This window comes from Novosphingobium naphthalenivorans NBRC 102051 (genome assembly GCF_001590985.1).
In the GTDB taxonomy this organism is placed as follows: domain Bacteria; phylum Pseudomonadota; class Alphaproteobacteria; order Sphingomonadales; family Sphingomonadaceae; genus Novosphingobium; species Novosphingobium naphthalenivorans.
In genome coordinates, this window is sequence record NZ_BCTX01000035.1 from 1 (window position 1) to 12,796 (window position 12,796).

16 protein-coding genes are annotated in these 12,796 nt (G+C 66.5%); 13 read left to right on the top strand and 3 right to left on the bottom strand.

What is annotated here, in order from left to right; all coding sequences use genetic code 11:
- Nucleotides 1-163 precede the first annotated feature (163 nt).
- From NN5_RS12835 to ruvC, 9 genes are all read left to right on the top strand, one after another.
- The gene (locus NN5_RS12835; protein ID WP_067734505.1) at nucleotides 164-520 is read left to right on the top strand and encodes an ArsR/SmtB family transcription factor; all 357 of its coding nucleotides are present in this window, start codon (nucleotides 164-166) and stop codon (nucleotides 518-520) included.
- Nucleotides 517-990 carry an ArsI/CadI family heavy metal resistance metalloenzyme gene (locus NN5_RS12840; RefSeq protein ID WP_067734506.1) on the top strand — a complete coding sequence of 158 codons (474 nt, stop codon included), beginning with the start codon at nucleotides 517-519 and terminating at the stop codon, nucleotides 988-990. The genes NN5_RS12835 and NN5_RS12840 overlap by 4 nt, the downstream gene beginning before the upstream one ends.
- Nucleotides 991-1,000: 10 nt before the next feature.
- Entirely contained in the window at nucleotides 1,001-1,507 is a 507-nt protein-coding gene (locus tag NN5_RS12845; protein ID WP_067734507.1) for an arsenate reductase ArsC, read from the top strand.
- A gap of 23 nt (nucleotides 1,508-1,530) precedes the next feature.
- Entirely contained in the window at nucleotides 1,531-2,574 is a 1,044-nt protein-coding gene (gene arsB / locus NN5_RS12850; protein ID WP_067734508.1) for an ACR3 family arsenite efflux transporter, read from the top strand.
- Nucleotides 2,575-2,700: 126 nt separating this feature from the next.
- Nucleotides 2,701-2,937: a DUF2312 domain-containing protein gene (locus tag NN5_RS12855; RefSeq protein WP_007012906.1), complete on the top strand. Its 237-nt coding sequence runs from the start codon at nucleotides 2,701-2,703 to the stop codon at nucleotides 2,935-2,937.
- 91 nt (nucleotides 2,938-3,028) lie between these two features.
- A complete protein-coding gene (locus tag NN5_RS12860) occupies nucleotides 3,029-3,583 on the top strand; it encodes a VOC family protein (protein ID WP_067734509.1) in 555 nt (184 codons plus the stop codon).
- A 4-nt stretch (nucleotides 3,584-3,587) separates the two neighbouring features.
- The gene (locus NN5_RS12865) at nucleotides 3,588-4,073 is read left to right on the top strand and encodes an arsinothricin resistance N-acetyltransferase ArsN1 family B (protein WP_067734510.1); all 486 of its coding nucleotides are present in this window, start codon (nucleotides 3,588-3,590) and stop codon (nucleotides 4,071-4,073) included.
- Between the two features lie 59 nt (nucleotides 4,074-4,132).
- On the top strand, nucleotides 4,133-4,897 hold the full coding sequence (locus tag NN5_RS12870; protein ID WP_067734511.1) for a YebC/PmpR family DNA-binding transcriptional regulator: 765 nt from the start codon (nucleotides 4,133-4,135) through the stop codon (nucleotides 4,895-4,897).
- Between the two features lie 150 nt (nucleotides 4,898-5,047).
- Nucleotides 5,048-5,524, top strand: a complete 477-nt coding sequence (gene ruvC, locus NN5_RS12875; protein ID WP_067734512.1) for a crossover junction endodeoxyribonuclease RuvC — start codon at nucleotides 5,048-5,050, stop codon at nucleotides 5,522-5,524.
- Between the two features lie 203 nt (nucleotides 5,525-5,727).
- Here the strand turns inward: ruvC and NN5_RS12880 are convergent, their stop codons facing one another.
- Nucleotides 5,728-7,215 (bottom strand): hypothetical protein, encoded by a 1,488-nt coding sequence (locus NN5_RS12880; protein ID WP_245656463.1) that lies wholly within the window; start codon nucleotides 7,213-7,215, stop codon nucleotides 5,728-5,730.
- A gap of 149 nt (nucleotides 7,216-7,364) precedes the next feature.
- On the opposite strand from NN5_RS12880, the gene ruvA reads away from it, so the two are divergent.
- Genes ruvA through ruvB form a run of 3 tightly spaced genes read left to right on the top strand, consistent with a single transcriptional unit; the run spans nucleotide 7,365 to nucleotide 9,596 of the window.
- Nucleotides 7,365-7,970, top strand: coding sequence for a Holliday junction branch migration protein RuvA (gene ruvA, locus NN5_RS12885; protein ID WP_067734514.1), 606 nt, complete (start codon nucleotides 7,365-7,367; stop codon nucleotides 7,968-7,970).
- A gap of 16 nt (nucleotides 7,971-7,986) precedes the next feature.
- Entirely contained in the window at nucleotides 7,987-8,532 is a 546-nt protein-coding gene (locus NN5_RS12890) for a DsrE family protein (protein ID WP_067734515.1), read from the top strand.
- The gene (ruvB, locus tag NN5_RS12895) at nucleotides 8,529-9,596 is read left to right on the top strand and encodes a Holliday junction branch migration DNA helicase RuvB (RefSeq protein ID WP_067734516.1); all 1,068 of its coding nucleotides are present in this window, start codon (nucleotides 8,529-8,531) and stop codon (nucleotides 9,594-9,596) included. The genes NN5_RS12890 and ruvB overlap by 4 nt, the downstream gene beginning before the upstream one ends.
- Before the next feature lie 527 nt (nucleotides 9,597-10,123).
- Here ruvB and NN5_RS12900 read toward each other — a convergent pair.
- Nucleotides 10,124-10,663 carry a hypothetical protein gene (locus NN5_RS12900; RefSeq protein ID WP_067734517.1) on the bottom strand — a complete coding sequence of 180 codons (540 nt, stop codon included), beginning with the start codon at nucleotides 10,661-10,663 and terminating at the stop codon, nucleotides 10,124-10,126.
- Nucleotides 10,664-10,906: 243 nt separating this feature from the next.
- Nucleotides 10,907-11,218: a DUF1244 domain-containing protein gene (locus NN5_RS12905; protein WP_067734518.1), complete on the bottom strand. Its 312-nt coding sequence runs from the start codon at nucleotides 11,216-11,218 to the stop codon at nucleotides 10,907-10,909.
- 77 nt (nucleotides 11,219-11,295) lie between these two features.
- Here NN5_RS12905 and pyk point away from each other — a divergent pair, with 77 nt between their 5' ends.
- Nucleotides 11,296-12,792 carry a pyruvate kinase gene (pyk, locus tag NN5_RS12910; protein ID WP_067734519.1) on the top strand — a complete coding sequence of 499 codons (1,497 nt, stop codon included), beginning with the start codon at nucleotides 11,296-11,298 and terminating at the stop codon, nucleotides 12,790-12,792.
- Nucleotides 12,793-12,796: the final 4 nt, after the last annotated feature.

Sequence of the window (12,796 nt, forward strand, 5' to 3'; positions counted from 1 at the left end):
AACGTCCCCTTTTCGCAGGCAACACCGGATAGCCGTCAATGATCGCCCGCGATTGCACTGACCACATGCCAGACAAAAGTCAGCCTCGCAGCCCCCTCCGCCCCATTGACCGAACTCTCGCAATTCGATATTTCGATATTTATCGAATCATCGGAATGAGAGCATGGACGCAGAGACCGTCATCCGCGCGCTCGGCGCGCTGGCGCAGGAACACCGCCTTGCCGCCTATCGCCTGCTGGTGCAGGCCGGGCCCGAAGGCCTGGCGGCCGGTGCGCTGGCTGAAGCGCTCGGCGTTCCGGCTTCTTCGATGAGCTTTCACCTCTCCCAGCTCGCCCATGCCGGGCTGGTGCAACAACAGCGCCAGAGCCGCTCGATCATCTATTCGGCCGACTTTGCCGCGATGAACGCGCTGATGGCCTACATGACCGAGAACTGCTGCGGCGGCGTTCCCTGCACCGCCGAGACCGGCTGCACGCCGGCCGCCGCCTCCCCCTCTTCCCAGCGAAAGGACGTCGCATGAAGCGTTTCCATGTCCATGTCGGGGTTGCCGACCTCGATGCCTCGATTGCCTTCTACACCGGCCTGTTCGGCGCCGAGCCTGCCGTCACCAAGGCGGACTACGCCAAGTGGATGCTCGACGATCCGCGCATCAACTTCGCGATTTCGCAGAAGGACGGCGCCGCCAAGGGGATCGAACACCTCGGCGTGCAGGTCGAGGACGAGGCCGAACTCGCCGAAGTCTATGGCCGCCTCAAGGCCGCCGAGGCCCCGGTGATCGAGGAAGGCGCGACCACCTGCTGTTATGCCAAGTCCGAAAAGAGCTGGATCGCCGATCCGGACGGGGTCGTCTGGGAAGCCTTCCTGACCACCGGCGAGCACACCTCCTACGGCGAGAGCCCCGGCCTTGCCGGTCTCGCCTCGACGCAGGCCGCCGGCCATGCCTGCTGCGCACCGCAAATGCCGGCTCCGGCCAAGACCTCCTGCTGCTGAAGAGGCATCCGTGACTGACCGTCCTTTCCGCATTCTGGTGCTCTGCACCGGCAATTCGGCCCGCTCGATCCTCGGCGAAGCGCTGCTGCGCGAACTGGGCGGCGCGCGGATCGCCGCCTGCAGCGCGGGCAGCAAGCCCAAAGGCACGCCGCACCCCGGCGCCCTGCGGCTGCTTGCCCGCAAGGGCATCGACACTTCGGCTTTCCGTTCCAAGAGCTGGGATCTCTTCAGCGGCCCCGACGCCGATCCGGTCGACCTTGCCATCACCGTATGCGGCAATGCGGCGGCGGAGGCCTGCCCGGTGTTCCCCGGCGCGCCGCTCAAAGCGCACTGGGGCCTGCCCGACCCCGCGGACGTGGAAGGCGATGAGGCGGAGGTCGATGCCGCTTTCGAACAGACCTGGCACTGGCTGGAGCTGCGTGTGCGCGCCCTGCTGGCACTGCCGTTCGAGACCATGGATCACAAGGAACTGATGGGCGAACTCGCCCGCATCGGCGCAATGGAAGGTGCAGCGTGAATCAAGCGATAACAGCAGATAGGATGGCTGCGGCCCCCGCCAAGCGCCTGTCCTTCCTCGACCGCTTCCTGACCGTCTGGATCTTCGCCGCGATGGCGCTGGGCATCGCCCTCGGCGCGCTGGTGCCCGCGGTTCCGGCCACGCTGGGCGCGATGTCGGTGGGAACGACCAGCATCCCGATCGCGGTGGGCCTGATCCTGATGATGTTCCCGCCGCTCGCCAAAGTGCGCTACGAAGCGCTGGGGCAAGTGTTCCGCGACGGCAAGCTGCTCGCGCTGTCGTTCGTGCTGTGCTGGATCGTCGCGCCCGCCTTCATGTTCGGCCTCGCCGCGCTGCTCTTGCCCGACAAGCCCGAGTACATGACCGGCCTGATCCTGATCGGCATTGCCCCGTGCATCGCCATGGTGCTGGTGTGGAACCAGCTCGCCAAGGGCAGCCCCGAATACGTGACCGGGCTGGTGGCGTTCAACTCGCTGTTCCAGATCGTATTCTACGTGCCCTATGCGTGGTTCTACCTCACGGTGCTGCCGCCGGTGTTCGGGCTGGAGGCACATGTGGTGGACATTTCCTTCGGCACCATCGCCAAGGCCGTGCTGACTTATCTGGGCGTCCCCTTCCTGGCCGGGTTCCTGGTGCGCACCACGCTGATCCGCGCCCGCGGCGCGCAGTGGTACGAAGGCCATTTCCTGCCCGCGATCAGCCCGGTCACGCTGGTGGCGCTGCTCTTCACCATCGTCGCCATGTTCAGCCTCAAGGGCGGCGAGATCCTCGCCCTGCCGATGGACGCCGTGCGGGTGGGCGTGCCGCTGGTGATATTCTTCGTGGTGATGTTCGTGCTCGCCTTCGCCAGCGGGCGCGCGGCAGGCGCGGACTATTCGCGCACGGCGGCACTCTCGTTCACGGCGGCCTCGAACAATTTCGAGCTGGCCATCGCCGTCGCCATCGCCGCCTTCGGCCTCGCCTCCCCGGTCGCCTTCGCGGCGGTGATCGGGCCGCTGGTCGAAGTCCCGGTACTGATCGCGCTGGTCAATCTGGCACTCTGGTTCGAGAAGCGCTGGTTCGCGTAAGGACGCGCGTCGCCCGGCTTGACCGGGCGGCGACACTTTCCACAGCTGCGGCTTTGCCCGAATCCCGCAGCCTCGCTATCAGCGCGGCCAACCGATTCACCACGATTTTACCGGAGCACGTACCCCATGGCCGAAACCACCGACGATCGCCTGCGCCTTCTCATCGAGCGCGTCGAGCGCCTTGAGGAAGAGAAGAAGGGCATCTCGGACGATATCCGCGACGTCTACAACGAGGCCAAGGCCGTCGGCTACGACGTCAAGATCATGCGCCAGATCGTGCGCCTGCGGAAGATGAAGCCCGACGACCGCCGCGAAATGGACATGATCCTCGACACCTACAAGGCCGCACTCGGCATCGACTGACCGCTTGCGGGCGCCCTCGCTTCCGGCCTAGAGTCAGACTGGAAGCGAGGACAAGCCCGATGATCGCCCCCCTCATCGACGCCGCCGCCTGATGCGCTGGCGCGGTGTCCATCACGTCGAATTCTCGGTGCTCGACTACGAGCGCTCGGTCGCTTTCTACGACCGCATGTTCGGCTGGCTCGGCTACAAGAGCTTCTGGACGCTCGATATCGGCTACCGCTCCACTTACTACATGGCGCGCTTTCCGCTGCCGCACAGCTATATCGGCATCCAGCCCGCCAGGAGCGGCGCAAGGCTGGATCACGCGGCCCGGCCCGTCGGCGTGCACCATATCGCCTTGTGGGCCCGCAACCGGCGCGAGATTGACGCCTTCCACCGCGAGTTCCTGGTGCCCGAGGGGCTGGCAGTAACCGAGCCGCCTGCTGCCTACGACGTCTATGCGCCCGGCTACTACGCCGTGTTCTTCGACGATCCGATCAATGGCATCCACTGGGAACTCGCCGCCACGCCGCGCCTGCCGACCCTGGGCCAGATCCTGCGCTTCCGCCGCGCGCTGCGTGCCGCGGCGGCCGATCATCCGGAGTGGAACGGGCCGCCGGAAAAGCTGGCCATGCGCGCGTTGCCCTCCCGCCACGGGAAAAGCTGAACCCATGCACATCCGCCCTGCAACCCCCGCCGATGCCCCGGCCTGCGCGGCCATCTATGCGCCGTTCGTTACCGGCAGCGTGGTCAGCTTCGAAACCGAAGCCCCCGATGACGCGGAAATGGCGCGGCGCATCGCGGACTACGGCGCGTCGCACGCATGGCTGGCCGCCGAAATCGATGGGGCGGTGGCCGGGTACGCCTATGGCTCGCCCCACCGCACCCGCGCGGCCTATGCCTCTTCGTGCGACGTCACCGTCTATGTCGATCCCGCCCATGCGCGGCAGGGGATCGGCCGGGCGCTCTACGCCGCGCTGCTGCCGCGGCTGAAGGACAAGGGGCTGCACGCCGCCTTCGCCGGGATCGCCCTGCCCAACCCCGGCAGCGTGGGCCTGCACGAGGCAATGGGCTTCACCCCCGTCGGCATTTACCGCGAGGTCGGCCGCAAGCTCGGTGCCTGGCACGATGTGGGGTGGTGGCAGCGGTTGCTCTAGGGCACAGGCTTGTTGTAAGGGCGCCCGATCCTAACCAGACCAGCAGAACGAACGGACCCATGGCAGGCCATTCCAAATTCAAGAACATCATGCACCGCAAGGGTGCGCAGGACAAGAAGCGCTCGGCGCAGTTCAGCAAGCTCAGCCGCGAAATCACCGTCGCGGCCAAGATGGGTATGCCCGATCCGGACATGAACCCGCGCCTGCGCGCCGCGGTCAACGCCGCCAAGGCGCAGTCGATGCCCAAGGACAACATCCAGCGTGCGATCGACAAGGCGACCAAGGGCGATAGCGAGAACTACGAGGAAGTGCGCTACGAGGGCTATGGCCCCGGCGGCGTCGCGATCATCGTCGAGGCGCTGACCGACAACCGCAACCGCACCGCCACCAACGTGCGCACTGCCTTCGCCAAGAACGGCGGCAACCTCGGCGCGTCTGGCGCGGTGAGCCACGGCTTCGAACGCCTCGGCCTGATCGAGTACCCCGCGAGCGTGGGCGATGAGGACAAGGTCCTCGAAGCCGCGATCGAGGCGGGCGCGGACGATGTCGAAAGCGACATGGGCGATGGCGACGAGAACCCCGGCAGCCACCAGATCTGGGTCTCGGTCGATTCGCTGCACGAAGTCGCGCGCGAGCTCGAAAAGGTGCTGGGCGAGGCCGAAGGCGTGAAGCTGGCCTGGCGTCCGAACCTCAAGGTCGATGTCGACGAAGGCACCGCCAGCACCCTGCTCAAGCTGGTCGACACGCTCGACGACGACGACGACGTGCAGACCGTCTGGGGCAACTACGAGATCTCGGACGAGGTCATGGAGAAGCTGGGCTGATTTGGCCCATGCCGGGCTGCGAAGGGCCGTTCTCTGCGCTTCCGGTGCTCACGTACCTAAAGTACGCTGCGCGCCGGTTCTCGACAACGACCCTTCTCGCTCCGGCCTGACCCAAATCCCCCGATCGGAGCGAACGGGGAGAATTTCCACGTGATCATCATCGGCCTCGATCCCGGCCTCACCTGCACCGGCTGGGGCGTTGTCGCCAAATCGGGCAGCCGGATCAGCCACGTGGCCAACGGCCAGATCCGCACCAACGCCAAGGCCAGCATGGCCGAGCGGCTGGTCGAACTGGATGCGGCGCTGACCGACGTCATCCTCCACCACCGCCCCGACACGGGCGCGGTGGAGGAAGTCTTCGTCAACGTGAACCCGCAGTCGACGCTGAAACTGGGGCAGGCGCGCGGCGTCGCCATGCTCAGCTTGGCCCGCGCCGGGATGCCGGTGGCGGAATATCCGACCAAAGTCATCAAGAAGGCGCTGGTCGGCACCGGCGGGGCGGACAAGAAGCAGATCCAGGCGATGCTCAAGGTGCTGCTGCCGGGCGTGAAGCTGGCGGGCGAGGATGCCTCCGATGCGCTCGCCGTCGCGATCACCCACGCCAACATGCTGGGCAGCCACCGCTAAGCGCTTGGAGCTTAGCGCAAAATGCAAGAAATCTGAATCAAGGCCCGCTCACCCTGAGCTTGTCGAAGGGTGTTGGACCTCGCGCAGCGCCAGCGTCCTTCGACAAGCTCAGGACGAGCGGATGGGGTGCGGATTTCCCGCACGCTGGATTGCCGCGGCCCTGCGGGCCTCGCAATGACGACTCAAAGTAAAACGATCACGATCTACAGCCCAGCGCGGCGGATCATCTCCTGATAGCGGAAGCGCGGATCGATGCGGCACTGCCCCGCGCGCACATAAAGGCACGGAAAATCATGGCCGGGGCGGCAGGCGATCCGCTCGTACCCCGCCGGAACATGCGCATCGCGCCGCAGGAGCAGGGCATTGGCCGATGTCACGATCCCGAACGGCAGCGGCGCCTTGCCGTCCATCACCCCTTCCGGGATCAGCGCCAACGGCTTGGGCACCGCCATCAGCGCGGGCACGATCTGGCTCTTGTATTCATAGGGCACCGCCACCCCGCAGATCGCCGGATCGCGCGCGGCCTTGTCCGCCATTTCCGGCACCGCGCCGCCGCCCCGATAGACCCGCGCGCCGCCGCTGGCCCGGGCCGACCAGAACGAGGCCGCCGTCCACAGCGCACAGACCAGAAGCGCCGCCGGTAGCCCCAGACTGCCCGCCGATCCCCGCCGTGCCGCCAAATACCCGGCCAGACGCACCGACACCACGGCCGCCAGCAGCAGCAGGCTGAACGTCGTCAGCCAGATGAAACGATACTCCTTGTGCGCGATCGCGCTGTGCACCAGCAGGTTCGCCAGCGCCGCCAGCAGCAAGGGACGGTATCGCGCCCCGGCAAGGAACGCACCCAAGGCGGCCGGCACGGCGAACGGCAGCAAGTGCTCTGCCAGCATCGGCAGGTAAGCCGTGGCCGGCGCGGTGCCGAAGCGGGCCGCAATGCCTTCGCCGATATTCATCCGCAGCGTCACCAGAACCCAGGAGAACGGCACGAGCCCGGCGCAAAGGTCGCTCACCGCGCCAACCGCCAGCGCTATCAAGCCGCCTGCGACAACCTGCACCCAGCGCCCCCGGTCGAGCCACAACTCCGCGATCAGCAGCACCGCCGCGAACACCGCATATTGCAACCGAACCAGCACGGCGAGACCGATCAGCAGGCCCGCGAGCATCAGCCGCCTGCGGCCCGCATCCGGATCGAGCAGCCACGCGGCCCCCGCCAGCATCAGCGCCGCGCCCAGACTTTCCGACAGCAGGAATTCGGAAAACAGCACGCTTTCCCACCAGACCGCGGCCACCGTCAGTGCGGCGAGGCCAGCAGCCCGCGAATGCAGCGCGCCAAGCTTCCATGCCGCCGGCAAGGCAATCAAGGTCAGAGCCAGAAACAGCGCCCGCGCCAGCGCGACATGCAGCAGCGTGCCCGGCGCCAGTCCATGCCCCAGCGCCACGGCAGGCACCAGCACTTGCGGGATCAGGGCATTGCGCAGCCCTTCCCGGCTTTCCCAGGGCACGATGCCCGCCCCGGTCACAAGCCGGTTCGCCTGCTCCAGATATTGCATCAGCTCGTCGGAATAGCCGATGTCGTAAAGCGAAAAGCCCGCGACACGCAGCCCCACACCGGCCAGCACGACGACCGCGATCGCTGCGATCCAGCCGCCGGTCAGGCGCTCACGGTCCGGTTGCTGCAACACCCCCTGCATGGGCATTTCCTAGAAGCCCAAGGCCGCCCTGTCACTTCGTCATCTGCCGGGCCATCCGCTGTGCCATCCATCGCGCCATCCACTGCCGCCGTGGAGGAACCGCGTTTCGCCCCTTTTGCCCGACTCCCGCCTGTGCCATAGAACAAACCATGATCGCAAAGCTGACCGGCACGCTCGACGATTTCGGCGCCGACTGGGCGGTGATCGACGTTTCGGGCGTCGGCTACCTCGTCCATTGTTCGGCGCGCACGCTGTCCTCGCTGGGCGTGCGGGGGGACCGCGCGACCGTCTTCACCGAAATGCAGGTATCCGAAAGCGACGTGCGTCTGATCGGCTTCGCCAGCGGCGCCGAGCGCGACTGGTTCAAGCTGCTGACCGCGGTGCAGGGCGTGGGCTCCAAAGTGGCGCTCGCGATCCTGTCCGCGCTCACCACGGAAGAATTGCAGCGCGCCTGCGCGGGCGGCGACGCGGCGATGGTGGCGCGCGCCAACGGGGTTGGCCCCAAGCTCGCGGGCCGCATCGTCAACGAGTTGAAGGAAAAGGCCGGCGGCATGGCCACCGTGCCCGGCACGCCGGGGATCGCTGCGGCGGATACGCCGGGTGCGGCCGGTGCCGATGCCGTTTCGGCGCTGCAAAATCTCGGCTTCAAACCCGCCATTGCCAGCGCCGCCGTGGCCCATGCCATCGCCGAACTGGGCGAAGATGCCGGGCTGAACGACCTCGTCCGCGTGGCTCTCCGGAAAGCTGCGGGATAGCAAGGAGCAGGAATCGATGCGTACTCTCACCATGGCCATGCTCACGGCGGCCATCCTTTCAGCCGCTCCGGCCATGGCGCAGGACACGCCCACTTTCACCGCCGGGCCGGTCTTCACCGATTACGGCAAGGTGGCCAGGGTCGATAGCGACCTGCCGATCCCGGCGGATGAACAGCTCAAGGTGATATTCAACGCCAAGGACGGAGCCGGGCCGGGCGAGACCGTGCGCACCTTCGATTCCGTGGCGCGCTTCATCAACATGAACGTCGCCGCCGGAGTGCCGGAAAAAAACATCCACGCCGTGCTGGTCGTTCACGGCAAGGCGACCTGGAACCTGACCAATGCGGCGGCCTATGCCCGGCATGACCCGGCCCACCCCAATGCCAGCGCGCCGCTGGTCGAACAGCTGCTGGCCCACGGCGTCACCATCTACCTGTGCGGACAAAGCGCCGCCGCCAATGGGATCGCCAAGAGCGACCTGCTCCCCGGCGTGAAGCTGTCGCTGTCCGCGATGAACGCCTTTGCCCAACTCCAGCAGCAGGGCTACGTCCTCATCCCGTGACCGATAACCCCATCCTCTCCTCCTCCCGCCAGGCCGAAGACGCCGATGCGGCGCTGCGGCCCAAGACCCTGTCCGAATTCGTCGGCCAGGCCGCGGCCAAGGACAATCTGCGTGTCTTCATCGAAAGCGCGAAGTCGCGGCGCGAAGCGATGGACCATGTGCTGTTCTTCGGCCCGCCGGGGCTGGGCAAGACCACGCTGGCGCAGATCGTCGCGCGCGAGCTGGGCGTGGGCTTTCGCGCCACCAGCGGCCCGGTGATCGCCAAGGCGGGTGATCTCGCCGCACTGCTGACCAATCTCGAACATGGCGACGTGCTGTTCATCGACGAGATCCACCGCCTCAATCCGGTGGTAGAGGAAGTGCTCTACCCGGCGATGGAAGACCGCGCGCTCGATCTCATCATCGGCGAGGGGCCGTCGGCGCGCTCGGTGCGGATCGACCTGCCGCCGTTCACGCTGATCGGCGCGACCACCCGGCAGGGCCTGCTGCAGACGCCGCTGCGCGACCGTTTCGGCATCCCGGTGCGCCTGCAGTTCTACACCGTGCCCGAGCTGGAACACGTGGTGACGCGCGGCGCCGGGCTGCTCGGCATCGGCATGGACAAGGGCGGGGCGACCGAGATCGCGCGGCGCTCGCGCGGAACCCCCCGCGTGGCCGGGCGGCTGATGCGCCGCGTGCGCGATTTCGCCCATGTCGCGGGCAGCGATGTCATAACCCGCGCCATCGCCGACGATTCGCTGACCCGGCTGGAAGTCGATTCGATCGGGCTCGACGCGCAGGACCGGCGCTACCTGCGGATGATCGCCGATATCTACAAAGGCGGCCCGGTCGGCGTGGAAACGCTGGCCGCCGGCCTTTCCGAGCCGCGCGACACGATCGAGGAAGTGATCGAGCCCTATCTGATCCAGCTTGGCCTGGTGGCCCGCACGGCGCGCGGGCGATGCCTCAACGAACGGGGCTGGAAGCACCTCGGAATGACGCCGCCTGCCGGATCGCCCGCAGCGTCCCAGGGATCGTCCCAAGGCGGTTTGTTCGATTCGGACGGGCCGGATGCAGAACGCTGAAAGCACGAAACAATGTGTCGGACCCGTTTACAAATAACGGCAGCACAAGTCCCGTTTTGATACAGCCATCACTCCGGGGCGATTAATTAACCCTATTTCTCACTTCGGGACAGTCGAATCCCGGTTAACACCGTTGTTCCGTTAACCGGACTCTGCGTTGTTGCTGCGTATGTAATGCCCGCAACCCGTTTTCGAGACGGGAGTGAAAAGCGGAAACAACAGAGAGCAACGCTTATGTCGGTTCGGATGGCCCTTGCGAAATTGTCTGCCTGCGCGGCAGGCTGCGCGATCATTGGTGGCGGCGCCGTCCACGTGGCGGAGACGCAGTCGGCGTCGACCGAATACCACAAGCTGAAGCAGGCCAAAGTGGCGCAGCCCGTCAAGAAGGCCAAGCGGATCGTCCGGAAGGAAAAGCCGCGCACGACCAAGCGCGCGCGCCGGATCATCAAGCGCACCTGCTGCGAACAGCCCGAGATGGCGATGGTCCCGGTCCCGCCGCCCTATATCCCGCCGGCTCCGCCCCCGTCCTACCAGGGTGGCGGCAGCAGCACGCCGGTGGTTATCGGCGGCGGATCGATCGGCGGCTTTGGCGGCGGTTTCTTCGGCGGCTTCTTCGGCGGCGGCGGTTCGAGCGGCGGCAACATCGTCATCACCTCCACCACCAGCGGCGGCTCGACATCCACCTCGTCCTCGACCGGCGGCGTCACGTCGACCACGGGAGGCGTGACGTCGACCTCCTCCACCTCCACCGGCGGCGTGACCTCGACCACCACCACCGGCGGTGTCACTTCGACGACGTCGACCAGCTCGGGCAATGTTTCGACGAGCACATCGAGTTCCTCGTCGTCCAGTTCGTCCTCAAGCTCTTCGTCGAGTTCGTCCTCCAGTTCCTCGGGCGGCGAATCGTCGAGCAGCGGTTCCTCTTCAAGCGGCTCGTCGTCTTCGGGCTCCTCGTCCTCGACAAGCTCGGGCGGTTCGTCCTCCTCAAGCAGTTCCTCGTCGTCCAGCTCGTCTTCCTCGTCGAGTTCGTCGTCGGGCGGATCGACCACGACCAGCACGGGCGGCACCGATGTCCCGGCCCCGCCGATGCTGATCCTGTTCGGCGCGGCAGCCGCGACGGTGATAGGCCGCCGCCGTATCGGCCGCCGGAAGGAAGCCTGAGCGCGGCCTGCCAGACCTAATTTACCCAAACACATTTACCCGAGCACATGGGGCGGGCGCCAAGGGGACGGCGCCCGAATGTGGGAGGGCGGCGCTCGGCACGCCGCCTTTTTAGGGGTGCACCTCACGCACCACCGGCAGCACCGCGATCAGTGCGTGCCGCCGTTCTTCTTCAGGCTCGCTTCCATCCGCGCGATCTGCTCGGGCGTGGCCTCGGTCTGATATTTCGCTTTCCATTCGTCGAAGGGCATACCGTGGATCACGGCACGCGCCTCCGCTTTATCGCCCGCGAACCCGGCATCGCGAATCCAGTCGGCCAGACAGTTCCGGCAAAAGCCCGAAAGCCCCATCAGATCGATGTTCTGGGCATCGTGCCGCTGGCGCAAGTGACGCACCAGCCGGCGGAAGGCCGCTGCCGCCACGGCATCGTCGAGCGTATCTAACGGATCACTTTCGTTCATATTTCTGCCGATCGTCCTTGGTTTGTAAGCTTTGCTTTGCCATATGACAGCCCGTTCCCGAAAGAGGCAGTCGATACGTGGTCAGCACCCCCAGCACAACGCAGCGCCGTTCCCCCCATCATCGCGGCATCAAGCGCACGCGCAAGGTCAAGATTCTCGCAACGCTCGGCCCGGCCAGCCGCGACCAGGACACCATCGCCAAGCTGCTCAAGGCAGGGGCCGACGCCTTTCGCGTCAACATGAGCCATGGCGATCACGAAACCCATCGCGAGACGATCGCCAATATCCGCGCGGTCGAAAAGGATCTGGCCCGCCCGGTCGCAATTCTGTGCGACCTTCAGGGCCCCAAGCTGCGCGTGGGCGCCTTCAAGGACGGCAAGGCCTTCATCCGCCACGGCGCCCACTTCACGCTCGACCGCGATCCCACGCCTGGCGACGATACCCGCGTCTGCCTGCCGCACCCCGAACTCTTCGGCGTCCTCCAGAAGGGCCAGCGCCTGCTCGTCGACGACGGCAAGCTGCGCTTCGTGGTAATCAAGCCGGAAGAGGACAAGATCCTGTGCACTGCCGAAGTCGGCGGGCCGATCTCGGACCGCAAGGGCGTCAACGTGCCCGATGCGATCGTTCCGGTTCCCGCGCTCACCGACAAGGACCGGCGCGATCTGGCCTTCGCGATCAAGGAAGGCGCCGACTGGATCGGCCTGTCCTTCGTCCAGCGCCCCGAGGACGTCGCCGAAGCGCGGCGGCTGATGGGCGGTTACGGCGCGCTGATGGCCAAGATCGAAAAGCCCGCCGCGGTCGAAAGCCTTGAGGAAATCATCGAACTGTCGGACGGCATCATGGTCGCGCGCGGCGATCTCGGCGTCGAGTTGCTGCCCGAGGAAGTGCCGCCGATCCAGAAGCACATCATCGAGAAGACCCGCGCCCACGGCAAGCCGGTGGTCGTCGCCACGCAGATGCTCGAATCGATGATCACCAGCCCGACCCCGACCCGCGCCGAAGTCTCCGACGTTGCCAACGCGGTCTATGACGGTGCCGACGTCGTGATGCTCTCGGCCGAGACCGCTGCCGGTCAGTGGCCGGTCGAGGCCGTGACGATCATGGACCGCATTGCCACCAAGGTCGAAAGCGATTCGACCTACCGCGAACGCATTCACCTGGCCGAGACTCCGCCCGATGCGACCACGGCGGACGCGCTCTCCGCGTCCTGCGCGACGATTGCCGATACCCTGCCGATCGAGGGCATCATCATTTTCACCGGCTCGGGCAGTTCCGCCCGCCGCGTCGCCCGCGAGCGCCCGGCCGCGCCGATGCTGGTGCTCACCCCCTCGCTCAAGACCGCCCGGCGCGGCGCGCTGCTGTGGGGCGCGCATACGGTGCTGACCAAGGACATCGGCAGCTTCGAAGAGATGATCGCCAAGGGCAAGCGCATGGCGCTGCGCCATGGCTTCGGCGCGGCCGGATCGCGGCTGGTAACGCTGGCCGGCGTGCCGTTCGGCGTGCCCGGCTCCACCAACCTGCTGCATATCGTCACGCTCACCGGCGACGAACTGGCGACGCACAAGAAGGCCTGACCCC